18 protein-coding genes are annotated in these 25,325 nt (G+C 42.0%); 11 read left to right on the top strand and 7 right to left on the bottom strand.

Annotated features, from left to right (window positions below):
* Window positions 1-239 precede the first annotated feature (239 nt).
* Window positions 240-4,826: a T9SS type A sorting domain-containing protein gene (locus BMX56_RS06140; RefSeq protein ID WP_177183732.1), complete on the bottom strand. Its 4,587-nt coding sequence runs from the start codon at window positions 4,824-4,826 to the stop codon at window positions 240-242.
* A 756-nt stretch (window positions 4,827-5,582) separates the two neighbouring features.
* Between BMX56_RS06140 and hemW the strand changes: the two genes are divergently transcribed.
* From hemW to BMX56_RS06120, 4 genes are all read left to right on the top strand, one after another.
* Window positions 5,583-6,704: a radical SAM family heme chaperone HemW gene (gene hemW / locus BMX56_RS06135; RefSeq protein ID WP_090642464.1), complete on the top strand. Its 1,122-nt coding sequence runs from the start codon at window positions 5,583-5,585 to the stop codon at window positions 6,702-6,704.
* A gap of 180 nt (window positions 6,705-6,884) precedes the next feature.
* Window positions 6,885-7,433 carry a fasciclin domain-containing protein gene (locus BMX56_RS06130; RefSeq protein WP_090643937.1) on the top strand — a complete coding sequence of 183 codons (549 nt, stop codon included), beginning with the start codon at window positions 6,885-6,887 and terminating at the stop codon, window positions 7,431-7,433.
* 232 nt (window positions 7,434-7,665) lie between these two features.
* Window positions 7,666-8,547 carry a cupin-like domain-containing protein gene (locus BMX56_RS06125; protein ID WP_090642461.1) on the top strand — a complete coding sequence of 294 codons (882 nt, stop codon included), beginning with the start codon at window positions 7,666-7,668 and terminating at the stop codon, window positions 8,545-8,547.
* A 195-nt stretch (window positions 8,548-8,742) separates the two neighbouring features.
* A complete protein-coding gene (locus BMX56_RS06120; RefSeq protein ID WP_090642458.1) occupies window positions 8,743-9,297 on the top strand; it encodes a hypothetical protein in 555 nt (184 codons plus the stop codon).
* Window positions 9,298-9,361: 64 nt separating this feature from the next.
* Here the strand turns inward: BMX56_RS06120 and BMX56_RS06115 are convergent, their stop codons facing one another.
* Window positions 9,362-10,339, bottom strand: a complete 978-nt coding sequence (locus BMX56_RS06115; RefSeq protein WP_255369783.1) for a phytanoyl-CoA dioxygenase family protein — start codon at window positions 10,337-10,339, stop codon at window positions 9,362-9,364.
* 124 nt (window positions 10,340-10,463) lie between these two features.
* Between BMX56_RS06115 and BMX56_RS06110 the strand changes: the two genes are divergently transcribed.
* Window positions 10,464-11,324, top strand: coding sequence for a helix-turn-helix domain-containing protein (locus BMX56_RS06110; RefSeq protein WP_090642453.1), 861 nt, complete (start codon window positions 10,464-10,466; stop codon window positions 11,322-11,324).
* A gap of 280 nt (window positions 11,325-11,604) precedes the next feature.
* On the opposite strand, the gene BMX56_RS06105 is transcribed toward BMX56_RS06110, so the two are convergent.
* The 3 genes from BMX56_RS06105 to BMX56_RS06095 all read right to left on the bottom strand — a co-directional run bounded on the left by BMX56_RS06105 (window position 11,605) and on the right by BMX56_RS06095 (window position 16,060).
* Window positions 11,605-14,331 carry a PAS domain S-box protein gene (locus BMX56_RS06105; protein WP_090642450.1) on the bottom strand — a complete coding sequence of 909 codons (2,727 nt, stop codon included), beginning with the start codon at window positions 14,329-14,331 and terminating at the stop codon, window positions 11,605-11,607.
* 258 nt (window positions 14,332-14,589) lie between these two features.
* Window positions 14,590-15,582 carry an AAA family ATPase gene (locus BMX56_RS06100; protein WP_090642448.1) on the bottom strand — a complete coding sequence of 331 codons (993 nt, stop codon included), beginning with the start codon at window positions 15,580-15,582 and terminating at the stop codon, window positions 14,590-14,592.
* Between the two features lie 58 nt (window positions 15,583-15,640).
* Window positions 15,641-16,060 carry a YybH family protein gene (locus BMX56_RS06095; protein WP_090642445.1) on the bottom strand — a complete coding sequence of 140 codons (420 nt, stop codon included), beginning with the start codon at window positions 16,058-16,060 and terminating at the stop codon, window positions 15,641-15,643.
* Between the two features lie 154 nt (window positions 16,061-16,214).
* Here BMX56_RS06095 and BMX56_RS06090 point away from each other — a divergent pair, with 154 nt between their 5' ends.
* The 6 genes from BMX56_RS06090 to BMX56_RS06065 all read left to right on the top strand — a co-directional run bounded on the left by BMX56_RS06090 (window position 16,215) and on the right by BMX56_RS06065 (window position 22,939).
* The gene (locus BMX56_RS06090; protein ID WP_090642442.1) at window positions 16,215-17,093 is read left to right on the top strand and encodes a carbohydrate kinase family protein; all 879 of its coding nucleotides are present in this window, start codon (window positions 16,215-16,217) and stop codon (window positions 17,091-17,093) included.
* Window positions 17,094-17,321: 228 nt separating this feature from the next.
* Window positions 17,322-18,419, top strand: coding sequence for a vWA domain-containing protein (locus BMX56_RS06085; protein ID WP_090642439.1), 1,098 nt, complete (start codon window positions 17,322-17,324; stop codon window positions 18,417-18,419).
* A gap of 154 nt (window positions 18,420-18,573) precedes the next feature.
* Window positions 18,574-20,079, top strand: coding sequence for a sigma 54-interacting transcriptional regulator (locus BMX56_RS06080; RefSeq protein WP_090642437.1), 1,506 nt, complete (start codon window positions 18,574-18,576; stop codon window positions 20,077-20,079).
* Between the two features lie 18 nt (window positions 20,080-20,097).
* Entirely contained in the window at window positions 20,098-21,378 is a 1,281-nt protein-coding gene (locus tag BMX56_RS06075) for a metallophosphoesterase (RefSeq protein ID WP_090642434.1), read from the top strand.
* A 27-nt stretch (window positions 21,379-21,405) separates the two neighbouring features.
* Window positions 21,406-22,293 (top strand): UbiA prenyltransferase family protein, encoded by an 888-nt coding sequence (locus tag BMX56_RS06070; RefSeq protein WP_255369782.1) that lies wholly within the window; start codon window positions 21,406-21,408, stop codon window positions 22,291-22,293.
* 1 nt (window position 22,294) lies between these two features.
* Complete coding sequence (locus BMX56_RS06065) at window positions 22,295-22,939, top strand: class I SAM-dependent methyltransferase (protein ID WP_090642431.1); 645 nt, start codon at window positions 22,295-22,297, stop codon at window positions 22,937-22,939.
* 46 nt (window positions 22,940-22,985) lie between these two features.
* Here the strand turns inward: BMX56_RS06065 and BMX56_RS06060 are convergent, their stop codons facing one another.
* Entirely contained in the window at window positions 22,986-23,678 is a 693-nt protein-coding gene (locus BMX56_RS06060; protein WP_090642429.1) for a response regulator transcription factor, read from the bottom strand.
* Between the two features lie 3 nt (window positions 23,679-23,681).
* Complete coding sequence (locus tag BMX56_RS06055) at window positions 23,682-25,325, bottom strand: sensor histidine kinase (protein WP_090642427.1); 1,644 nt, start codon at window positions 25,323-25,325, stop codon at window positions 23,682-23,684.

Below are 25,325 nucleotides of genomic sequence, written 5' to 3'. Positions count from 1 at the left end.
CCTGCGGATTTGCCTTTGCGCTGTAAATAAATTACGGTAAATAAGCACGTTACTATAACAAGTAAAAAAACCCAGGTATCAAGCGGGCAAGCTATATCATAGGGGTCCTGGCCGCCACAACCTTCATCGGCTTGGCCCCTACTGATGAGTGGACTTACCAACAGAAGTGAAAATATTAATATCCTTTTTAAGCTATTTAAACTAAACCTGCCTCTTTCCATCTTCATTTATTAAGGTTTTTACTTCTTTACAAACTTTGCTTTACCTAACGAATTACCACCGGCATCTTTCAGTTCAACAATGTAAACGCCAGGTATAAACTGCGACACATTTTCGCTCCAGCTATCTTTAACAGATGTTTTTTGAACTACAAGCGCCCCGGTTATATCATAAATATTTAATTTATAGGCTGTTGGAACCGTTGTAATTTTGCCGTTGGTAACATTTACATTTAAAGTCCCGGCTGTTGGATTTGGATAAACACTAAACATATCCGCGTTTCCATTTTTATCAAAATAGATGCTTACGGGGTTTGAGTAGGAAATATTGCCAAATAAATCAACCTGTTTTAACCTGTAAACGTTATTGCCTGTGTTAGGTAACTTATCGGTGTATTTATAAATAGTACCGCCATTGCTTTGTACCTGGTAAACAGGAGCATAACCGCTGCCATCGGCTTCTTGTTTTTCTACCGTAAAAAAATAATTGCTGCCCTCGTTATAAGTTCTCCAGGTAACTAAAACGCCGTCAGTAGCTTTTTGAGCGGTGAAGGTAACTAACTGATATTTTGATGCCGGTTGCTGCTGAACAGATAACTCAAAGCGGTTGCCCCCAAAAGTAGCCGTATCCGCAGTTACAATATTAAAGGCATATGATTTGTATCTGCCTATATCAAGCGAGTCTTTCTTGAAATGATCAATCAGGTAAAATTTATACTGTACGGTGTCGGTATTAATATCAACCAGGTCAAGGTTATAAAGACCGCTTGCAGTGGCCCTCACAAACAGTTTGACCTTTTTCCCGGTCTCCTTATAATCGGCAAGCTGGTTTATTGATGTCCTTACGCCATCTGCAGAATAGCTGGATAGGTATACCTTAGGCGATGCTCCATCTAAATCAAGGGCATCTTCGGTGTTGTGAAACTTATCATCCCACTCTTTGGCAAAGTATATACCACATTGTGTATTTACCATACTATCTTTAGTAAGCTGTAAATGCATACCGGCAGGGGTATTTTCCTGGGCAGGCGTACTAAAAGATTTTTTTAACATCCTGATATCGTTTTTAGTACTCATCAGTAAAGCCGGGGTGGTTGATTTGGTTATGGCGGGATAGCTTACCTTTTGGTCTTCTTTAAAAGTTGCGGTTTGCCCGGTTGCTGTGGCATCTATGATAAAGCCCTGTCCGCTCACAATATATTTACTGGCTTTGGTATTTGATGTTGTATGAGTTAAAGCATTATAGGAGATATAAGTTTGTGCCGGCTGGCTCATTTCCCAAAAAATAGGGCTTATAAGGCTGGGTGTAAGTAAATTATCGGCATAAAACACATCAAGGCTAATGGTGCTTGCGTACGGGTTGCCCACCTGGTTATAGCCCGGCAATATAGCGCCGGTACCGGTATGGTAAGGTATTGATGTGCTGTTGGTATTCCAGAATTTTACCGGTACATTTCCCTGGTTTAAATAACCTATTGCTGTAATGGTTGTATTTTCGGGCGTCCGCACTGCCGATGCGGTTTGCGTGCTGCTGTTATCGCCAATAAAAAAGAACAAAAAACTGTTACCTACAGGTATGGTTACACCAGTGGTTAAAACAGCAGGATAACCTGAACTGGTTGTTACCCCGGTTGCTGTAATATCATATACCCCTACGTTTTTGCCCGAAACATAGGAGTTAGAATTATTTGTAGTTAAGGCTTCGTTATAAAGATATAATGAGGGATTCCCATTAAAAACAAAAAAACCGGTACCCTGCCCGCCTGTTAAAGCGCCCCGGTACGTAACCCCGCCAAAAGTTTGTGATGTGCTGATATAGCTGAGGCCGATATTGCCGGCGCCCGAAGTATTGGAGCTGATATTAACCGGCGGCGACATCAGGCGGTAGCCCCTGAAACCAGCACCGCCGGTAAGGTAGCGCTGCGCGTTTACGTTCCCGGTAATAACAGCGCCGGTAGGTATTTGGGCCACGGTAGCTGTTGACGAGGCATTAGACATTAAAGTTAATACCCCGCCGGCATCAAGTTTTGTGGTGGCATTTGCCATGGTAAGCGTGCCAGTGCCTGCTACGGCAAAGCCACCCGAACCAGACATGGTTTTGGCATTGGATAACGATGTGCCGCTAAAATTCACGTTGCTAAAAACGGTACCTGCGGAGCTTAAATCGCTCAGGGACTGTGCAGCCGAGCCGTTAAAATAAGTTGTACCGGTACTTTGTGAGTACACGCCGCCCGAATTATTGGTATAGTTGCCGGCGATGCTTAAATTGCCCGATCCTAAAGCGAGTGTACCGCCGCTGTTGTTGGTAACGTTGCCGCCTATAGTTATCGGACCGCTGTCTTGCGTTACCGTTGTAGAGTTTGTCCAGTTACCGGTAACATTTACGGTTGGGTCATTGGCTGCCAAATCAACCCCGGCATTAGATGTAGTAAAATCGCCGCTAACCGACAAGGTGCTTCCAAGCACAGTTTTGATGCCCGAACCCGATGTTTTCAAGTTATAGTAGGAAACGCCATTAGCCAGATTACCGGTGCCCGACCCCGATGCCCCCGTAATGGTAGCGGTGGTATAAATAGTTTGGTTGGCCCCGGCATACTCAACCGTTGCGCCCGCGTTATTAAATGACATTACGTTCGTCCCCAAAGAGGATAATGCGCTCAATGCAGACGATCCGATCAACTTCAATGTGCCCGTACCACTTACACTCACGGTTGATGTATTATCAACCTGCGTTAAATTTTGGGCGATTTGATTAGACGATGTGATACTGCTTGCGCTTACGGTACCACTTATAATACTTATTTTGGCATCAAAGTTCCTTTGGCCGTTATCAAGGGTCGAAATTAAGTTAATGTTGCCCGTCATGGTCATCTGCGGTATAGATGTTGTGAACGAAAATGGGGTGTTATTGGCTTTTGGTGTGCTATAATCGCCAATATTTAATGCACCTGTTACCGTTAATGAACCCGTTCCGGATAAGGTTAACGAATATGTGCTGCCATTGGTGCTGTTAACGCCAAGCGATGCAGTTACTGTAATATCGCCATTAACTGTAAAAGAGGTGTTTACGGCAAAAGTTGTATACTGAGAATTATCAGTGCCAAAAATTATACTACCCACAGAGGTAGCAACTGATGACACTGGTATTATTGGATAAAATTTACTCCCCGATAAAGTAACAACACCAATGCGTGCAATATCAATAGATGTTGGCACAGTGCTTGAACTCCAGTTACCTGTATTGTTCCAATCGGTGCTTGTGCTACCCGTCCAGTCATATGTTTTCACTACCCCAACCGTGGCGCCCGTTGTTGATGCGCCGTTATAAGGAAAAAAACCGCTGGTATAAAAGCTTTGAAAATTATCGGCAGCTGCGGTACTTACAGAGTAAGCGATACTGGTAGGCGCAGATGAACTAAAAGTACTTAGCGCCTGTGCAACAAGAAAGTAATTAATTACATTTACCGTAGTACCATCGGTATTGCCTGCCGAATAATAATATTCGGACGTGGGCAATGTCATTTGCGAGGTGTTAGTGCTATTCATGCTTACACCCGTTACCAGTGATGTTCCTGTTGCAGCTGAAAGCACACTATTAGTAGTTTTAAAAAGGGCACCACTCGAAAATAAAAGCTGTCCGTTTGTTGTCGAATTGAACCGCAACATCCCAAAATTGATATCTCCCCTGATGTTCGCGTTTACACCATAAGGTATAACATTGACCTGCCCCGGAGAGATAGTGGAAGAAATGCCGTTGGCCGTGCTTGTAATGGGGATATACTCCACTTTTTGCTGGTAAAAATTAAAGTTATCCCACTGAAAACGGTTGGCGGCCGAAGTTGAAGATTCCAGGTACGAAAAATTATAGGTATTTAAATCAATGCTGCTCACTGTGGTACCCACGTTAGTTGGTCCCGAAGTGGTAGTAACCCCTGTTGATCTGTTTAATATATAAATGTAATAATAACCAATAACCGACTTTACAATGCGTACCTGGTAAGTTGTTGTACTACTGTTTGGCATCGATACGGTTGCATAGTTTGTGACCTGGTTATTGGCAGTGCCGTATTTAAACCTCAAGACCAGGTTACCATTATATTGGGTAACGTACAGGCCTTTGGTGTAATCAGTAGCGCTGTTAGCAGTATAAGTATTTGCAATGAGCCAATAACGCCAGGAATCTGTAGCCGATGAACTGCTTGCTGCCATGGTGACGGAGTTATCGGCAGTAGCGGCACCTGTTACATTTTTGTAATCAAACTCCCACTCGTAGGTACGGGTCGACATGCTTAACGCGGCGGCAGAGCCGGAACTGCTCATGAAATTCCAACGGATATAACCAACAGCGCCCAGGGCTAATGAAGATAAGCTTTTAGAAGAATTTAAGGATGAGCTTGAAACCAAATCAATAGTAGCCGATGACGAATTCCGGGTAGAGCCCGCTGCCGGTAAAAATGTTGACACCGTACCGGCAGTGGCCGACTCTAAGCTGTTATAGTAATATTGCCTCGGGGTATTAGTTCCATCGTAGTATTCTTGCGCAACAGCCATATGGGCAATGAAAACAATACATACTATCCATAAAGATTTAAGTAAGATTATTTTCATATAAAAATAATTAATAAAGTCATGGTAAAAATCAGGGGTGCGGCGCACTTTTGAAAACCTCAATAGTCTTGATACGTAAAACATTGGTAATAAGGTTTCTTTTGCAAAAGAAAAATTTATTGAAAATACCATGAAAAATTGTTTTTCGCTGATTTTAAGGGAGAAATATTTCTTGTAGGGAAACCAATAGCGATAAAACAGGCTTAGGCAAAAGAAAATGCCCAATAGTTACAAAAATATCACTCATTGACAATTTCTTTTATTTTACGACTTATTATTTTAACCAAAAAAGTTAGTGCAATGTATTTTAATACAGATTTCCTGTTTATTTACTGTATATTTAATAGTTTATGGCAAAAAGGTAAATATAGTTGGGAATAACTATTCCGGAACACCCATTTTATTAGCGATGAAAAGCAATAAAAGATTAAAAATTTACCAATACGGCATATACGCCAATTAATGCCAGGGCACTATTCCCATCCTGAAATAATGAGTGAATAACAAATAGCCTCCCGATATTTAAGTTGGATTGGCTAATGCCTTGGTATTTTAATTATTAGCCCGTTGATTAAAGTCAACGGCAATGATTTTTGTATCACACGTAAATAATCTCAATCAAATTTAAACTGCTCCCAAGAAATCCATAATTGCGTTTACCTTTGCCCTGTTCTGCATTGGCCTAAACGTTTACAAAAAACCAAAGGCAAATGAACAAAGCTTTAAGCTAATAGCAATTTACTATCAATTTAAAACATGGCCGGCATCTACATACATATCCCCTTTTGCAAACAAGCTTGCCATTACTGCGATTTCCATTTCAGCACCTCTCCGCAATATAAGAATGAGCTGGTGCAGGCATTGGTAAGCGAGATTAAACTGCAAAAAGGCTATCTGAATGGTGAAACCGTAGAGACCATCTATTTTGGAGGCGGCACTCCGTCTGTTTTGGAGGCCGACGAGATCCACCTGCTTATTAACACTATTACCCAACTGCATACAGTTGCCTCCAACGCCGAAATTACACTGGAAGCCAATCCGGATGACCTGGATGTTGCCAAAGTGAAAGCCCTGCGCCAAACAGATATCAACCGCTTCAGCATTGGCATACAATCGTTTTTTGATGAAGATTTAGTTTGGATGAACCGCGCCCATCGAGCCCGCGAATCCGAGTCGGCCGTAAAACGGGTGCAGGATGCCGGCTTTGAAAATATAACAGCCGATTTAATTTACGGCTACCCATTGCTTACCGATACCAAGTGGAAACAAAACCTGGATAAAATTTTTGACCTATCTATCCCGCACATATCAGCATATTCCATGACGGTAGAGCCGCAAACCGCTTTGGCAGCCTTTATCAGCAAAAAAAAACAGCCGCCCATGAACGATCAGCAAAGTGCGGCCCAGTTTATGGTATTGATGCAAGCTATGACCGATCATGGTTTTGAGCATTACGAAATCTCGAACTTTTCTTTACCTGGTAAATACTCAAAACATAACTCCAACTACTGGCAAGGTATTAAATACCTGGGTATTGGCCCATCGGCACATTCCTACAACGGCGAGGTAAGACAGTGGAATATTGCCAATAACGCTAAATATACTAAGGCCATCATAGCCGGTAAAATACCAGCCGAAACAGAAACCCTCACCGAAAATAACCGACTGAACGAATACATCATGACCTCTATCCGCACCATGTGGGGATTAGACTTAAACCGGCTGAATACTATAGCTAAAGGCGCTGCCGATCAGTTACAGGTAGAAGCCCGCAAGTTTTTTGATAAGGAATGGATAACCCAAAAAGAGCATACCATTTACCTGACAACCACCGGCAAGCTATATGCCGATAATATAGCCGCAGGTCTCTTTTTTTAATTTGCACTACCCTAAAACAGTGTAAGAAACAATCTCTCCTAATAAAACCGCTTTCCACAACAGGCCGTATCTTCCAATAAATAATAATTAAAACGTCAAGAGCTCGTGGCGGCTTGGTTATTAAAAACACAAACAATCAGGCGCGCAGGCGCCATTAAAAAAATTATAAAAATTACCGAAATGAAAAAATTAATTTTCGCAGCCCTTGCATTAGCAACTTTTGCAATAGCCCCCGCAGTACAGGCCCAAACCAAAATGGTAGGTGGCGCAGCAATGTATCCAACTAAAAACATTGTTGAAAATGCAGTTAACTCAAAAGACCATACAACTTTAGTTGCAGCTGTAAAAGCGGCTGGCTTGGTAGAAACATTGTCGTCAAAAGGCCCGTTCACGGTGTTTGCACCAACAAACGAGGCTTTTAACAAACTGCCTGCCGGTACAGTTGACAACCTGGTTAAACCCGAAAACAAGGCAACCTTAACTAAAATTTTAACTTACCACGTTGTTGCAGGCAAACTAAGCGCAGCCGAGTTATGGGCAAAAGTTAAAGCAGGTATGGGCAAAGCCGAATTAACCACCGTAAGTGGCGGCAAATTAACAATTATGGCCAAAGGCAAAAAATTATACCTGGTTGATGAAAAAGGCGCCCAGTCGTGGATTACTATTGCCGATGTTAACCAAAGCAATGGCGTTATACACGTAGTAAATACGGTTTTAATGCCAAACTAAGCATTTTTGAGTTTGTTATTTGCAGCCTATTGCGGTCAATAGTTCGTCGACTGGGGCAATGGTTTGTGAAATGACAACTTTAAAATAGACAAAGGCCGGAGCTAAAAAGCTTTGGCCTTTGTTTATTTTGACACCTGCCGGATACCTTTTGAAATTTTATTTCGTTCCTTTGTTTACTTTTGGGTAATATTAAAGATACCTAATTAAATTAGCACAACCGGAAGGTGATATTATGAGTTTTATACTTAACCCGATTGATACTGTTGAAAATATTTCTCCTGAGGATTTCAAGAAGAACTATTTAACCCCACGCCGCCCTTTGGTGATTAAAGGCCTCACAAAAACCTGGCCTGCCCGCGAAAAATGGACTCCAGAATACCTTAAAGAGGTTGTTGGCAACAAGGTGGTGCCGTTGTACGATAACTCCAAAGCCGATCCATCAAAGCCGATTAACTCATCGGCTACCGAGATGCCTTTTGATGAATATATTGATCTGATACGCAGTAAACCAACGGAACTGCGCATTTTCTTTTTTAATATTTTTAAGCAGGCGCCGCAATTATTAAATGATATTGTATTGCCTAAAGACCTCATGGGCGGCTTTTTGGAAAGCATGCCAGGCATGTTCTTTGGCGGATCAAACTCGGTTACATTTTTACATTACGACATCGACCTGCCACATATTTTCCACACACATTTTGGTGGCCGTAAGCATGTAATATTGTTTGAAAACAAATGGAAACGCCGCCTGTACTGCATCCCTAACGCTACCTACGCGCTGGAGGATTATGATGTGCTAAACCCCGATATCAAAAAGTTCCCCGCACTTGATGGTGTAGAAGGTACTGAAGTATTTTTAGAGCACGGCGATACCCTGTTTATGCCTACCGGCTATTGGCACTGGATGAAATATATTGATGGCTCCTACTCATTAAGCCTGCGCGCCTGGGATGCATCTATGACCCGCAAGGCCGCAAGTTTGTACAACCTGGCTATTAAAGGTGGTGTAGATAGTTTGCTTAAAATGGCTTTCAAAGAGAAATATGCCAAATTTCGCGAAGGGCTGGCTGTTAAATGGGCTGATAAGGAGTTGGCTGCGGGCAAACCTTTCTGAGTTTTGTTACGGATTGCGTAATACCCAGTTCGGATTTCTGAGTAAAAATTATTTATAGCGGTGAGGTTTCTTCACCGCTATTTTTTTGCCATTCAGATAGTCCTCACAACTGTCCCGTCGCCTGTATCCTTAAAGACAACTTTCCACGGTCAATCGCTGCAATAATTTATATCTTTAAGGCAAATCTTATCCTCAATGATCGCTGATAAATTAAAACTTCATCTAGGTAATTATGTCAAAATAACGCGAACGGTAGCCCAGGGAGTCGACGAAGCAAGCAGCGGATATATCCTTGATTTTTCTGATGATCTTATTTTACTACACGAAGCTGGCGACTTTACATTGCAGGGATACAGTGTTATACCTGTTAAACAGGTAAAGAAAATACGGCACAACAAATTTGACAAGTGTTTTAAACAAATCATGATAGCCGAAGGCGAGGCGGATAAAGTAGGCATTAGCTATAAAATCGATTTGAGCAGCTGGCAATCCGTTTTTAAAAGTATACAAGCTACCAGGCTGAATGCTATTGTAGAGGTTGAAGATCCGGCCAACATTATTTTTAGCATAGGTCCAATCTTAAAAATCACCACAAAAAAAGTCCACATTGAGTATTTTGATGCCGAAGGTTTCATCTCAGACAACCCGGATAAAATTGGTTTTGAGGATATAACCAAAGTAAAATTTGACGATAGGTATATTAACGTTTTCAGCAAGTATTTACGAAAGAAAAATGCTAAAAAGGGATAAACACCAATGTGGGAAAAGTTGGCTGCGAGGAAACAGCCAACGAAAACCAAAGCACATCATCCTTCTACCATCTCTCCAATCCCAGGAGCTTCTTTCCTAAATCAGATAATTCTGCAACCGGGTTTTGCTTTTCGCGTTCCATCGGGTCGCCGGGGAAGGCGTAGCCTTGCATAGCTTCGCGGCTTCGCCAGCTATTAATGCGCCACTGCCTCAATTCTTCATTGTCTTCCTGGGCGGGCATCATAGCAATGTATTGGGCTATCCTTACTTTGTTATTACTGGTATTGGGGCGAATACCATGGGGCTGCAGGCTGTTAAATATCAGCAAGTCGCCGGCTTCCAGTTTCACCTTCTCTATCTCAAAGCCAGTAGTATCTGGTTTGTAATGATCTCTATCTGCGGGCTGGGTAAGTTTCCAGGTATCGTAGGTACGGTACAATTCGGGGATGCACTGAAAACCGCCCATGGTTTCGTCAGTCTGGTCGGCCAGCGCAAGTACACCCTGTACGTTTTGCGGCCTGGTTTCGGGATCATAATCCCAATGGATAAAACCCTTGTATTCAAAACCTGGCTTAAGCGGAAAGTTCAGGTTAGCCCTGTCAATAGTAACCCAAAGTTTTTCGGTGCCCCAAATATCGGCAAAGGCCGCATGAACCTTGGGGTACTGGCGATTATCCCACATCAATTGCTGGTTATAAATCTCAACCATACCCGTGTTATTCAACTCGGTCATTTGCATTTGGGCGTTGGGCCTCTTATACCAGGTTTCTATATTATCGGCATCCTTGCCTTCATATTCCCACAGGTAAGCGGCCAGTTTGGCAACCTGTTCTTTAGGTACTGCATTTTTAATAATCACGTATCCATTGTCTACCCAAAACTTCCAGTCAGCTTCGCTGAGTATGTGCAATGGCTCGTTGTTCTTGCGTTCGTTGAGGCGTATGGTGCTTGTTTTTGCTGTAGACGGATTGCCAGGAATTTCTTTATGAGCGTTTTCCGGTCCGGGTGTCATAGTCATGGGTGCATCTGTTGTCTTCATCATTTGTATTGGTTTAATAATACAAATCTACCGCCCCTTGCAAAGGTGGCTATTCTTTGCAATGACCAATATTTGCTCTGTGTTGACCAAATATGTATCTTTATTAAACATCAATGGATAATAAGGAATGGATAAAATACAATTGGAGGTAGTTGATTTTGAACCGGGCAAATCATTCAAGCTATTTTCGCCCAGGCTCCGCAATACCTTTTTATGGCATTACCACCCCGAATATGAATTGGTATACGTAGAAGCTGACGCCGGGATAAGGCATGTTGGTTCGCACATATCAGGGTATACCCAAAGCGATTTGGTTTTAATCGGCAGTAATTTACCCCATCTTAATTTTGATTACCGCCTCCGCAACGAATATCACCAGATTGTTGTTCAATTGAGAGAAGATTTTTTGGGCACGGCCGTAAGCACAGCGCCCGAGTTTACCCCCATCAACCAACTATTTAAAAAAGCAGCTAATGGCATTGCATTTCATGGCGAAACCAAAAGCATAGCCGTACAAAAGTTAAAGCAGTTGCCGACGTTAACTTCATTTGGCCAATTATTGGCGTTGATGGAGATTTTCCAGGTGCTGGCCAATTCTGACGAAATAACCATTTTAAATGATGAGGATATTAGCCTGCAATTTTTCTTGAAAGATAAAATCAGGATGGGTGCGGTGTATGAATACATCGGCGGTAATTACAACCGCCACCCCGATGTAAATGTGGTGGCCGCCAAAGTAAACTTTACCACGGCCGCCTTTTGCAGGTACTTCAAAAAACAAACCAACATCACCTTCACCGATTTTGTAAACCAGTACCGCATTGATGTTGCCAAAAACCTGCTGATGCAGGATAAAAATGTAACTGAAGTGTGTTACGCTGTTGGCTTCGAAAGCTTATCTTACTTTAATAAACTATTCAATAAAATGGTGGGCCAAAATCCGTCGGATTTTAAGAAGAGTTGGGTGAGAAAACAACAATTACGCTGATAGTTTTTAATTCAGGATTCCTTGTATTTTTCCAATACCATTTTAACCGCCGGCTGTATGCTCCAAACTCTTTAAGGGAAATTCTTCAAATATCCTTATTAGGGACACTAAGATAACTTTTTATTTTATGGGTTAACTTAAACCCGCGGGAGATGCAATTATGCGTCTTTACTACCATTTGCAGTCATTATTTTTTTACAGTTGAGCTGGTGGGTACCCGCAAAGGCGGTCTGTTTTTTTTAGACAGCTTCTGAGCTATTGTATAACGGGATATTGTAACTTATTTAACCGGCAATGAAAACCAAAAGGTGCTGCCGGCTCCGTATGCGCTATCAACCCACAGTTTTCCGCCATGCCGTTCGGTAATTTCTTTACAAATGTAAAGCCCTATTCCTAACCCGGCCATACTTGGATTAAGGTCCTCGACCCGGTAAAAGCGATTGAAAATATTCTTCTGCTTATCTGGTTTTATACCAATTCCCGAATCTTTAACCCCAATCTTAACTTCGCTACCAAGATCTTCCAGTACAACGTCTACTTTTTTGCCGGCAGGCGAATATTTGATAGCATTGGTTAGCAGGTTAATAATCACCTGCTCAATCCTTTGAGGGTCGGCTGTTATAGTTAAAACATCTACGTTTGATATAAAATTGATTTGATGGCTGATTTGCGCATCCTGAATAAGCTCGATCGCTTCTTCCACTATTCTTTTTATATTAAAATGGCGTTTGTTCAGTTCCAGCTTTCCAGCCTCAATTTTGGATACATCTAATAGGTCAGACACAAGGGACGAAAGTTTTCTGACCTGCCGCACGGTTTTGGATACAAACCTTTTGCTTTTTTCATTGGTTTCTAACCGGTCTAAAATTTGCAGATATCCGGAAATACTGGTTAGCGGCGTTCTTAATTCATGGCTGGCCATCCCAATAAATTCGTCTTTCTTCAGGTTCAAATTTACCACTTCTTTATATAACCGGGCATTTTGCAAGGCAATTACGGCCTGCAGGGATATGGCCTGTAAAATAACTTCATGTTCCCTGGTAAACATACCGGCTTCTGCATGTACAAAGAAAAGGCCGGCAATAATATTTGCAGAACTTTCAGTTAACGGAACGCCCAGGTAACTTGCAACAGGCGGATGCCCGCGAGGCAGGCCTTTGCTGGCCAGGCTTACCTTGTTAATATCATCAATGCGTATAATAGCATTGCTTGTAAATGCAAAGTTAAACAGCCACGAATTTGCCATAAAGTTAAACTGCTCAAATTCCTGCTTAGATGCGCCGGATGATGTACATAATGTATAAACTTCGCCGGTGGAGAGCTTACGATCGGTATAAATAAAGGCACCAAATTGCGCGCCTGTTAATTGTGTGGTTATATCCGTAATTTTTTGTAAAATAACCTCCATGTCAAGGTCTTCCGAAATCGTTCTGCTCAAAGAGTTAATCACTTCAAGATGCTCAGCATAACGTTGCGTTTTAAGCAAAGCTGTTTTTAAGGCGCTTATGTCGCGTGCTATTTTCGAGGCCCCAATTACTATACCGTTATCGTCTTTAATTGGCGATACTGAAAGTGAAATTGGTATGGGTTGCCCGCTTTTGGTTAGCCTAACAGTTTCAAAATGATCTACTCTGATACCATTGGCCACATTCCGAATAATAATTTCTTCTTCCTGCAACCTATCCTTTGGGATTAAAAAGGATATGTGTTTCCCTATTACTTCGTTCTCGGTATATCCAAAAGTTTTTTCGGCAGCTTTATTCCAGCTGGTAACGATGCCCTGCAGCGTTTTACTGATGATAGCGTCATCTGATGTATCTACTATTGCTGCCAGCATAGCCTGCTTTGCGCCGGCAATTTTTCTTTCGCTGATATCGCGGGCAATTTTAGATGCGCCGATAACATTGCCGCTTTTATCTTTAATCGGAGATACCGATAGTAAAATGGGGACGGTATCCCCGTCCTTTTTTATCCTTATCGTTTCAAAATGGTCGATACGGTTACCGGCCGAAATATTTTGTATTATAATTTCCTCTTCACTCAACCGGTCCTGTGGGATGATTAAAGAAATGTGTTTGCCAATAGCCTCGTCCTGCGAATAACCAAAAGTTTTTTCGGCAGATTTATTCCAGCTGGTTACAATGCCCTGCAGGTTTTTGTTGATTATAGCATCGTCAGATGTATCAACTATGGCCGATAATACGGCCTTTTTTTCATCGGCAGCATATACATCGGTAAGGTCCCGTGCAATTTTAGAAGCACCCGTTATTCGTCCGTCCTGGTCTCTTATCGCCGAAACAGAAAGCGAAATGGGGATTTCTTTTCCATATTTTGTTAACCGGTAGGTTTCAAAGTGGATTATCGCATTCCCCTTGGCTATATTATTTATTATCGTTTCTTCCTCGGCTATCCGGTTGGCGGGGATAATTATTGATATATGTTTACCAAGCGTTTCGGCCTCGGTATAACCAAACATTCTTTCTGCCGCCTTATTCCAGCTGGTAATAATTCCCTGGAGCGTTTTACTGATGATGGCATCGTCCGATGTATCAACTATAGCAGCCAGCATGGCCTGCTTTTGATCCATTTTTACTTGCCCGGTTATATCTATCAACGTGTTTATGCCGCCAATTAATGTCCCGCTCAAGTCAAAACGAGGCACAGGATATGACAGCACATTTATCCTTGTACCGTCCTGCCTTTCAATAATTATTGGCTCTCCTTCAATACAAATTCCCTCTTTAAGGCTACGGGCCATAGGCCATTCATCGGGTGCAATTGGTTCATTATCGTTATTTAATATTTTCGATGATCCACACCATAAATCTTTTCCTATTTCCGGTTCGCGACCCCATAGTGTTGCAGCAGATTTATTGTAATCGGTGATGTATCCAAGGTTATCGCATGCATAAACAGCTACCGGTAAATAGTCCAGAACATCAGATGTCTGCAGGCTGTTACTAACATCACTGAACTTGCCCGAAACCTGGAATCTTTTTATGCTCATAATTAGTTGTAAGAGGAAACACTTATGCGCAAAATTTGTTCTGCAATTTAGCCCTTTTTGTAAAACAAAACTGTGTGAATGTAAGTATAATTAACCGTTAAATTATTATACCCAATTGATTGCCCCGGCAGGCTACAAATTGCGCTTTGCCCTTGGTTATAGCAGTCTGTTTTTAATGAAGGTTATAAAAATGAATTATTTAAGACGATGGCTGACTTTAGGGTTATAGACAGCTGAAATACAAAATTTGCCGGGCAATTAAACAGTTCCTGTTTTTATAAACTGCACCACTGCTTTCCCGGCTTTTTTAAATCTTTCGTCCCAACTATCACCCTGTATCAAAACATAGTGAATACCATGATTGGCCAATTCCTGTTTGTGGCTTTCGTCCAGCCTGTTCCTGTCTGCCTCGTTAAGCCTGGTGCCGTCCTGCACATATGGGGCATCAACATCCAGGTATATATACAAATCGAAATGATTGGCCGCCTCAACCCATTCCGGCACCTCTAAATCCTTATCAAACAAAAAGTGACTGTATGACCGGGTAGTGTTCAGATCGGTATCTACAAACAAAATCTTGTTGGCATCTTTTATCTTTTCGTTGATGGTTTTGGCGTGCAGCTCCGCTATCCGCTGCAAATCATCCTCAGTACATTCGTTGGTATGTTCCAAAATATCGCGGGCCATTTCGGCTACCTCGACTGTATGAAAATGATGCGCCAACCGTTTTGCCATGGTGGTTTTGCCGGTAGACTCGGTTCCCAGCAGGCATATCTTTTTGGTAAAGTAAGGCTTGGCAGCATCTGCCAAAAAATTCCAGAAAGCAAACGGCTTATCCCTTATCTGCGTGGCCGTTACCGGTACTATTTTGCGTGGCTCGTCAAATATCATGCTTTCGCAATTCAAAAACCTTCCCATATAGGCGCCATAAGGTTCTGATGCAAATATAATATCAATAGGGGGTAATTCCTTTTGCAAATAATTGGCCCAGATGCGGGATACACCTTCAGACGATGCAGAAGTGTTTGGCAAAACGGCTTCATCATAGTTTAACAGCCACGGCCTCACCTTATTATTCTCTTTATAAGTTTCCTTAACCCACTCCAGCCTACGGCTTCCCCATATGGGCTCATCATAGCTGGCACTTACCAAAACAATAAGATCATCGCAATGCTGCAAAGCAAAGTCAATTAACGCGATGTGCCCTTTGTGCAAAGGCATAAACTTGCCTATAACCAAACCTCTTTTCATCCATTAAACCCCCGGGGGCCAAATGTAAAAAGGTTTTGAGCAAATCTCAAATCCGGAACTAACTTGTGTGGTCGCAAACTATTTTCCATTCGCCTTTAATTTTGCGGAACCAAAGGGTATAATAACCGCCCAACTCATCTTTAATGCGCTTAAGGTGCCAGCCTCCCAAAACAAATGCATTGGTGGCATCAAGCACTTTTACCTGTAAAATGGTAAATTTAAGCCGGCCCATAGCAGCCTTGCCCGGGTAACGCTTTTTGTAATGATCAAGCGTGGTTTGCCAGCCATAGTCGGGCCCGTTTTTCCCTACAAACACCAGCGAATCTGATTTCCAGTAGCCCTGCATAAACCCTTCAACATCGCCGCGGTTCCAGGCTTTTTCCTGGGTGTACATTAAATTCACTATAGCTTGTTTATCCTGCGCACGGCATAAGTAAACGCTCAACATTAGGATGATTGACAGGAAGAGTTTTTTCATAATTTGAAGATAGTTAATTTATCTGAACCGGAATTCACCGAATTTACGGAACCAGCAGAGTTAAAAAAATTGAAAAATTCTTTAATTCGGTGAATTCCGGTTCAGACAAAAAATAAACTATCTTTGAGTTTACTGCCTTTAAAAAAACTCTTTTATGAAAAACCAGGTATTAAGCTTCGGCGAAGTTTTATGGGATGCTTTTGGCGATGGTAAAAAAGCAGGCGGCGCGCCTATGAATGTGGCCAGGCATCTTGTACAGCAAGGTGTAAAAGTTGCCTTTGCAAGTTCGGTTGGGATGGATAACAGTGGCGACATGCTGATCGAATTCCTGAAATCAAACGGGCTGTACTCCGGCCTCATCCAACAGGACGACGAATACCCAACCTGCGAGGTTACCGTGCAGCTGGACGAGAACAACCAGGCAACCTACATTATACCCGAACCTGTTTCATGGGATTGTATTGAAACTACCGATGCGCTTAACGCTGCAGCTAAAAATTCGGCGGCCATTGTTTACGGCAGCCTGGCCTGCCGCTCGGCCAAAACACGCGAAACATTACTCAACCTGCTCGACGAAACCGACGCGCTCAAAATATTTGATGTAAACCTACGCCCGCCACATTACACACTCTCTACCATCGAAACACTGGTTGCCCGCGCCGATGTAGTGAAAATGAACGAAGAAGAGGCTAACTTGTTAATTGGCGGCAGTAGCCGCTCCTTACGCGACCAGATAACCGAATTCCGCTCCAAATATCATAACCGCACCATCTGCGTAACCCGCGGCGAACACGGCGCCATAGTATGGCACGATTACGAGTTTTATGAAAGCCCTGGCTGCCCCGTAAAAGTTGGCGATTCGGTAGGCGCAGGCGATGCATTCCTGGCCACCTTTGTAGCTGGGTTGCTGGCTAAACACCCTATGCAAATGGTTGTTGATAAAGCATGTACCGTAGGTGCATATGTTGCCAGCCAGCGCGGCGCCAACCCTATTTACCCTACAGAACTTTTGAATAGTTTGGTGTATATTTAATTCAAAAATAAAAATTCAAAATTCAAAAACATTTAAGGGCTGACAGATTTCGCATCTGTCAATTCTTAACGTTTTGGCGCGTTTCATTTTCAAATCCTCAAATTTTCAAATCCTCAAATTAAAAACCTCTAAATTGTCATTCTTACCTAACAATTTGTTTTAATCCCTCCTGCTCCAAACTTTTCATAATAATTATCCGTTCCTTTATAGTACAGAAAAGGACAAGATATGCGTGGTTTTGGATTTTCCAGGTTTACCCCCAACCAGATCCCTAAAGGCGGATTTGAAGAATTATTGAAATTATTCCTCGAATTGCTCAACTATACATCGGGCGATGCAGGCGAAGCATTGGCCTGGCTAAATGAACTTGATAAGCAATATAACCTTACCAACGATGATTATGGTATTGGCGACTTTATTGATGAACTTAAGCAAAAAGGCTATTTAAGCGATGATCAGCAAACCGGCGGTTTTAATATCACCGCTAAAACCGAGCAAAGCATCCGCCAATCGGCATTGGAAGAAATTTTTGGCAAGCTTAAAAAATCGGGTAAGGGTAATCACCGCTCACCACAATCGGGACAGGGCGATGAAAAAAATGCTGAACGCCGCGAGTTTGAATTTGGCGATAGTTTAGATCAGATAGATATGACCCAATCTATCCATAATGCACAGGTTAACCATGGCATCGGTGATTTTATGATGACTGAACGCGACCTGGAAGTAGAGGAAATGGATTATAAAACCCTTACCTCAACCGTGCTGATGATAGATATCTCGCACTCCATGATTCTTTATGGCGAGGACCGGATAACCCCGGCCAAAAAAGTAGCAATGGCGCTTGCCGAGCTTATCCGTACCAAATACCCTAAGGATACCCTGGATATTGTTGTTTTTGGTAACGATGCCTGGCCTATAACCCTACAGGACCTGCCCTATTTACAGGTAGGCCCTTATCATACCAATACCTATGCAGGGTTAGAGCTGGCTACTGATTTATTGCGCCGCCGTAAAACGCATAATAAGCAAATATTCATGATTACCGATGGTAAACCTACCTGTTTAAAGGAAGGCACTAAATATTATAAAAACAGCATAGGGTTAGATAGGAAAGTGGTTAACAAAACCCTTAACATGGCCGCGCAGTGCAAGCGCTTAAAAATACCGATAACCACATTTATGATAGCCAAAGATCCTTACCTGCAACAGTTTGTACGTAAATTTACAGAAACTAACGGCGGCAAGGCTTTTTACAGTTCGCTGAATGGTTTAGGCGAGTATATTTTTGAGGACTATATTAAGAATAGAAGAAAAACGGTACGCTAATTTGAAGATGTGCTAATTTGAAGATTTGAAAATGCTATTTTCCAATTTCAACAAGCATAGCTTCCACACAAAATAAAGACATCAGATGGCAATTTGAAGATCATGGGTTTTCCATTTTCAAATCTTCAAATCCTCAAATTTTCAAATTCAACAAATGAGTAAATTATTAGATATAAAAACCCTCGGCGAACTAAAAAAAAGTGGTTACAAAAGCCGTTCGGTGAAAGATGAATTACGTGCCAACCTTATAGAACAGCTAAAAAAACGCGAAGGAGGCTTTGCAGGTATTATCGGTTTTGAGGATACGGTTATACCCGATTTGCAAACTGCCATTCTATCGCGCCACAATATTTTACTGCTTGGCTTACGCGGACAGGCAAAAACCCGCATAGCGCGCTTGTTAATTAATTTGCTTGATGAATATGTGCCATATATTACAGGATCAGATCTGTTTGATGATCCATACAACCCTATATCATGGTACGGCCATAGTGTTATCGAAGAAAAAGGAGACGAAACGCCAATAGGCTGGATCCACCGCTCGGAGCGTTATACCGAAAAACTGGCTACGCCCGATGTTACCGTAGCCGATTTAATTGGCGATGTTGACCCTATTAAAGCCGCCACCTTAAAACTAACCTATTCTGACGAACGCGTTATCCACTTTGGATTAATCCCACGCGCCCATCGTGGTATATTTGTGATCAACGAGCTGCCCGATTTGCAGGCCCGTATCCAGGTATCGTTATTTAATATTTTGCAGGAAAGGGATATCCAGATACGCGGTTTTAAACTGCGCTTGCCTTTAGATATCCAGTTTGTATTTACGGCCAACCCTGAAGATTATACTAATCGCGGCTCTATCGTTACACCGCTTAAAGACCGCATTGAAAGCCAGATTTTAACGCACTATCCGCGTACGGTAGAAATTTCAAGGAAGATCACCCAACAGGAAGCATCATTAACCGATGAGCAACGCAATGCCGTTGAAGCTGACGACCTGGTAAAAGACCTGATTGAGCAAATTGCTTTTGAAGCCCGTAACTCCGAGTATATCGATAAAAAATCGGGTGTATCGGCGCGTTTAACTATATCGGCCTATGAAAACCTGATTAGTAATGCCGAGCGCCGGATGATCATGAACCATGAGCCCAGCACGTTTGTGCGCATTACCGATTTTCTGGGCGTTATCCCGGCCATTACAGGCAAAATTGAATTGGTTTATGAAGGTGAACTGGAAGGCCCGGGCAAAGTAGCCAATATCCTGATTGGTAAAGCTATCAAAACCTTACTGCTAACCTTCTTCCCCGACCCTGAAAAGGCTAAAAAGACTAAAGGTGTAAACCCTTATGCCAGCATTATCAATTGGTTTGGCGAGGGCAATAACCTGGCTTTGGTTGATGACATGTCGGCAATTGATTATAAAAAAGAACTATCCGAGGTTGCCGGCTTAAAAGACCTGGTTAAAAAATCACATCCGCGCCTGAGTGAAAATCAAACTTTATTGCTAATGGAGTTTGTGCTGCATGGCCTGTCAGAATTTTCGCAATTAAACAAGGGCTTTTTAGATAATGGCTTTGCCTTCTCTGATATGTTTAACAGTTTATTTAACCTGCAGCCTGATGAAGACGACCTCGATTTAGATGATGACCGTTATTAATTTGGTACATTTGTGTAAATGACGGACACCGCGCTTAATATCATCCTGATCATTTCGGCACTTTTGCTAATTGACCTTTATGTATTAAACGGCATTCGAGGGGCTTTCCCAAAATGGCATTTTTTGCAAAAAAAGACGTTTACCTTTTTATATTGGGCGGCTTCCATTATAGTCATTTGCGGTTTGCTCACCGGTGTTTATATATATTTTGCGGGCCTTGGCGTTCGTGCAGCCGGCCTGCTCATATTTTCGCTATTATTTATAGGCAAGCTTACCTTTTTGCCCTTCCTGTTAATTGACGATATAAAACGTTTGCTGGTGTGGCGTAAAAACAGGTTTAAAAATCAAACACCTGCGCATAATACCCTCGTTCCGCCGGATGCCATCCCCCGGTCAGAATTTTTGTTGAAGGCCGGTCTGCTTGCAGGTGCCGTTCCCTTGGCTGCTATAAAAATCAATATGCCAAAGGGGCTGTATGATTACCATGTACGTTATCAAGCCCTATATTTGCCCAATTTACCAAAAGCTTTTGACGGCATTAAGCTGGGGCAAATTTCTGATATCCATTCCGGGAGTTTTTATAACAAAAAGGCGGTACTTGGCGGGGTAGAAATGCTATTGACAGAGAAGCCCGATTTTATATTTTTCACTGGCGACCTGGTTAACGGACAAACCAGCGAAATGAGGGATTACCAGGATATTTTCGGCAAAGTAAAAGCGCCGCTTGGCGTTTATTCATCTTTGGGTAATCATGATTACGGCGACTATGGCGACTGGCAAAGCCCGGCCGATAAAATAAAAGACCATCAAGACCTGATACTCACCCACCAAAATATGGGCTGGGACTTATTGCGCAACGAGAACCGCCGCCTTAAAGTAAATGGCGAAGAAATAGGCATTCTCGGCATCGAAAACTGGAGCCTGCACAGCCGCTTCCCTAAATATGGCCGCATGGAACTGGCCGCCAAAAACACAGACGACCTGCCGGTTAAACTCTTGCTGTCGCATGATCCGTCGCATTGGCGTGCACAGGTTTTAAATGACTATCCACAAATAGATGTAATGTTCTCGGGCCATACCCATGGTATGCAGTTTGGCGTTCGTACAAATGATTTTCAGTGGAGCCCTATAAAATATGTTTATACTGAATGGGCGGGCCACTATCAGCAAGGCATGCAACAATTATATGTAAATGTAGGTTTTGGCTTTGTAGGTTTATATGGCAGAGTTGGAATATTACCAGAGATTACGATATTTACATTAAAAGCCGGGCATGCTCCTTCGGGTAAGCTTACATAACATCACCCCCAGGCACATTCATTACCAATGAAAAGATCGCTTCAGTCTGTTTTTGATTTCCTGCTGTTCAGTAATATCTTCATGTCGCTTTGCGCGGTGGCGCAGGCATTGGTAACATTCCACTTAATAGGGTCAAAACCGGTGTTGCCGGTATTGGGTTTGCTATTCACCTCCACTTTAGGCATCTACAATTTCTGTATCATCATTACCAAACCTCAGAAGCCCGAAACATCTCCTTATAAGCGCGTACGTTGGTTTTTTGCCCACTATCGGCTTATGGTTACATTTACCATAGTTTCATTATTATCGCTGGTACCGTTATTTTTTTTGATCACCATTGAGTCAAAAATCCTCCTGGTTTTTTTGGGTATTTTATCATTTGCCTATGGCCTGCCGCTGTTTGCCGTGGGCGAGCAAAAATTCGGATTGCGCAATATACCCGGGTTAAAACCATTCCTTATTACCCTGGTGTGGACAATGAGCTGCGTACTGTTTCCTATACTGGAGGCTATGCATTTTCATGCCGCTAGTGTATCCATGCGCGATACCACTATACTGATAGCTAAACGTTTTTTGTTTATAGGCGCACTTACTATTCCCTTTGATATTCGCGATCTTTTTGACGACCGTAAAATGGGATTGAAAACCATCCCGGTAGTTTGGGGCGAAAAAAATGCCTACCTGTTTTGCCAGGTGTTATTGGCCGGTTATGTGGTACTATTATTCATTTTCAGGAATAACGGCTTTAGCCTCGATTTTTTTGCGCTAACTTTTACGGTATTTTTAACCGGTTGGCTTATCTTTAAATCGGCCTGGAAAAAAGACGAGTACTATTACTTTTTCTTTATGGATGGCGTACTTATCCTTCAATACGTAGTGTTATTAGCCGTTAACCTCATATTCAAAGGCCATTGATATGGCTGCCAGTTTTAATAACTCGGCCCGGTTTTATGACCTGCTTTCGCGTTTAGTTTATGGTAAAGCCATAATCAATACACAACTTTATTTAATCAATCACATCCAAGCAAACAATAATGTACTCATAGTTGGCGGTGGTACAGGCTGGATACTTGATGAAATTACAAGGTTACATCCGACAGGCCTAAAGATAACTTATGTAGAGGCTGCAGAGCGAATGATGGCGCTGTCCCAAAAGAGGAATACCAGTGGCAATGAAATTATTTTCATAAACGATGTTATTGAAGGCGTAAACCTACCTGCTGGCTTTGATGTAGCGATAACCCCCTTTTTATTTGATAATTTTACTGAAGCAACATTAAGAACAGTATTCAGTAAGATTCATTCGTTACTAAAGCCTGGTGCACTTTGGCTCAATTGCGATTTTCAGTTAACAGGAAAATGGTGGCAAGGTATCCTTTTAAAAAGCATGTTTTTATTTTTCAGGCTGATTGACGGCATAGAAGCCAGCAAGCTACCGGAAATTGAGGCTTGCTTTAACCGGAACAATTACTCCCCAAAAAACGAAAGAACTTTTTTTGGTGATTTTATTGTAGCGAGGGTTTATAGGAAACAGGAACGTCATTACCTGTTACAGCAATGACGTTATCATATATATCCGAAATCGAACATCCCAATTCCGAAATCACTTACTGATTATAGACAAACTTATATCCTATCCCCCGTACAGTTTGTAAATACTGCGGCGAATCGGCATTTGTTTCTATCTTTTTGCGCAAGCGTACAATGTGCATATCCAGGGTGCGGGTGTTTACATCGGCGTTGTAGCCCCATACTTCCATCATCAGTTCTTCGCGGTTGATAACCTTGTTTTTGTTTTTAAGGAAGTACAGTAATATCCGGTTCTCCAATATGGTAAGTTCAATTTTACGGCCATCACGAATGAGCAAGTGGGTATTAGGCAGATGCTCCATGTTGGCAAACTTATATGATTCGGCCTTCTCGCTATTCAGGCTGAATTTAATTTTGCTGTCAATCATAGCCACCAGCACATCCATATTAAATGGTTTGGTGATGTAGTCTGATACTCCAAAATTGTAAGCTTCAATTTTATCAACATCCTGGGCTTTGGCGGTCATCATAATCACCAGTTTATCGTATCCACTTTCCCTGATATTACCACAAACTTCCGATCCGGTTTTTCCGGGCAACATCCAGTCAAGCAGTACAATATCAGGATATTCGGCCAGTATCATTGTTTCCGCATCCTCTCCATTGTCGGCTTCCAGCACTTTGTAACCTTCGGTTTGCAAACGCTCGGCAACCAGGAAACGCAGGTTTTCATCATCTTCAACCAGCGCAATTTTGATTTCTTTGTTCATACTTTAATTTTCGTTTGGAAGCGTAACTATAAACTCCGAACCTTCATTAACTTTACTGTTCACCGTTATCTCGCCGTCCATAAAATTAACCAGTTCTTTACAAAATGCCAAACCCAAACCTACGCTCCCGTTTTGGTTATATTGGTTTTCTATTCTGTAAAATTTTTTAAATACATTATGCTGTTCATTCCTGGGAATCCCTATCCCCTTATCTATAAAGGAAAACACGATATTGCCCTTTTTTTGTATAATATTGATGTTGAGCTGCCTTTTTTTGGGGTGCGAATATTTGTACGCATTCTCAATCAGGTTTTGAAAAACACTACCCAAAAGCACCGGGTCGGTATAAAAAGTATGCACCCCGTTACTGGTATAATTCAGCTTAAAATCGGGGTACTTAATTTTAAAAGTATCTATGTAACGCTCCACAAAATCATCCACTGCAATTTCTTCTTTCTTAATATTGATCGATTTATTTTCCAACTGGGTGAATGATAACAACTTGTTCATCAAATCGTTTAGTTTATCTGCTTCTTCATCTAAAATTTTTCCATAATGTTTGCGCTGCCGCTCGGTAAGCTCGCCATCACCTTTTAAATTTGACCCTGCAATTTTTATTACGCTTACAGGAGTTTTAAACTCATGGGTAAAGTTGTTTATAAAATCGTATTGTAGTTTAAACAGTTTGATATTTACGTTCAGGTTACGATAGATAAGCCATCCTATGGCAACCAAAAAAAGTGTTATAACCAATACCGCAGCTCCAATGGGCATAAAGCGCCGGTTGGTTTCGGCAGTAAGGTACCCTTCTTCCGAACTGAAAAATAACTTATAATCAGAAAAAGCGCCCGGAAACGGCACCTCTGTTACCAATTTATTTCCTTCGCTGTCAATAGGGTCATATACAACCGGCTGTATAGACACATTCTGGTAAAGTTCATGATGGGTGTTTTTTACCTTCAATAAAACAGGATCAAGGTAAAACGTCATCATGTTTTGTTTATATGGTGCAGATACAGTTTTACCCCGCAACAGTTCCCGGTAATTTTTAACATCCAATGGCCGTAAAGTATTGGTGTAGGTTATTTTATTGGGCTTAACGTCCCAAAATGTTTTATACATTTCATCCTGGGTGGGCGCACGTGTGGTATCCGAAAAGGCTATATAATTACGCAATTTTGCCGACATCTCGGCAAAATCCGGTTCATCGCCGATGTGGTTTTGGCGGGTGCCCAATATTTTGCCGTTTTGATGCCCATATTGATAAATTGCCTTAACAGATACATCCAGGTTATTGTCATAGCGGGTTACCGGCAACCGGGTGCCTATTTGTACATCATAAAAAACAACTTTTGTTACAAATTCATATTCCTTAAAAACCGATGAAGCATATTTACGCGCCGATGCCGAATCCAAAAAGCCGCCGTAAAATTGTATTTCGGGGATTTTGTTGTAAAAAAAATCATAGTAGGGCTTCATGGTTTGCTCCAGTACCTCAATTTTTTTTGAGGAAAACTCATTTTCAACGTATTTGGAGGTAAGACTATATGATATAAAAAGCGCCACCACAAATGTGATAGATATGAGCACCAGGAATACGATGATCAGCAAAAAGTTTTTCCGGTAAGCAGTTTTTTGTGCCGGCAT

Origin of the sequence: Mucilaginibacter sp. OK283, assembly GCF_900110415.1 — a bacterium.
Classification (GTDB): domain Bacteria; phylum Bacteroidota; class Bacteroidia; order Sphingobacteriales; family Sphingobacteriaceae; genus Mucilaginibacter.
The sequence above is the reverse complement of the archived record's forward strand: the minus strand, read 5'-3'. Positions and strand labels throughout refer to the sequence as shown.

What these genes read in the sequence shown, in the direction of transcription:
- BMX56_RS06140 (WP_177183732.1), bottom strand. Translation starts at nt 4,826, where the DNA reads ATGAAAATAATCTTACTTAAATCTTTATGGATAGTATGTATTGTTTTC.
- hemW (WP_090642464.1), top strand. Translation starts at nt 5,583, where the DNA reads ATGGCCGGCATCTACATACATATCCCCTTTTGCAAACAAGCTTGCCAT.
- BMX56_RS06130 (WP_090643937.1), top strand. Translation starts at nt 6,885, where the DNA reads ATGAAAAAATTAATTTTCGCAGCCCTTGCATTAGCAACTTTTGCAATA.
- BMX56_RS06125 (WP_090642461.1), top strand. Translation starts at nt 7,666, where the DNA reads ATGAGTTTTATACTTAACCCGATTGATACTGTTGAAAATATTTCTCCT.
- BMX56_RS06120 (WP_090642458.1), top strand. Translation starts at nt 8,743, where the DNA reads ATGATCGCTGATAAATTAAAACTTCATCTAGGTAATTATGTCAAAATA.
- BMX56_RS06115 (WP_255369783.1), bottom strand. Translation starts at nt 10,339, where the DNA reads ATGATGAAGACAACAGATGCACCCATGACTATGACACCCGGACCGGAA.
- BMX56_RS06110 (WP_090642453.1), top strand. Translation starts at nt 10,464, where the DNA reads ATGGATAAAATACAATTGGAGGTAGTTGATTTTGAACCGGGCAAATCA.
- BMX56_RS06105 (WP_090642450.1), bottom strand. Translation starts at nt 14,331, where the DNA reads ATGAGCATAAAAAGATTCCAGGTTTCGGGCAAGTTCAGTGATGTTAGT.
- BMX56_RS06100 (WP_090642448.1), bottom strand. Translation starts at nt 15,582, where the DNA reads ATGAAAAGAGGTTTGGTTATAGGCAAGTTTATGCCTTTGCACAAAGGG.
- BMX56_RS06095 (WP_090642445.1), bottom strand. Translation starts at nt 16,060, where the DNA reads ATGAAAAAACTCTTCCTGTCAATCATCCTAATGTTGAGCGTTTACTTA.
- BMX56_RS06090 (WP_090642442.1), top strand. Translation starts at nt 16,215, where the DNA reads ATGAAAAACCAGGTATTAAGCTTCGGCGAAGTTTTATGGGATGCTTTT.
- BMX56_RS06085 (WP_090642439.1), top strand. Translation starts at nt 17,322, where the DNA reads ATGCGTGGTTTTGGATTTTCCAGGTTTACCCCCAACCAGATCCCTAAA.
- BMX56_RS06080 (WP_090642437.1), top strand. Translation starts at nt 18,574, where the DNA reads ATGAGTAAATTATTAGATATAAAAACCCTCGGCGAACTAAAAAAAAGT.
- BMX56_RS06075 (WP_090642434.1), top strand. Translation starts at nt 20,098, where the DNA reads ATGACGGACACCGCGCTTAATATCATCCTGATCATTTCGGCACTTTTG.
- BMX56_RS06070 (WP_255369782.1), top strand. Translation starts at nt 21,406, where the DNA reads ATGAAAAGATCGCTTCAGTCTGTTTTTGATTTCCTGCTGTTCAGTAAT.
- BMX56_RS06065 (WP_090642431.1), top strand. Translation starts at nt 22,295, where the DNA reads ATGGCTGCCAGTTTTAATAACTCGGCCCGGTTTTATGACCTGCTTTCG.
- BMX56_RS06060 (WP_090642429.1), bottom strand. Translation starts at nt 23,678, where the DNA reads ATGAACAAAGAAATCAAAATTGCGCTGGTTGAAGATGATGAAAACCTG.
- BMX56_RS06055 (WP_090642427.1), bottom strand. Translation starts at nt 25,325, where the DNA reads ATGCCGGCACAAAAAACTGCTTACCGGAAAAACTTTTTGCTGATCATC.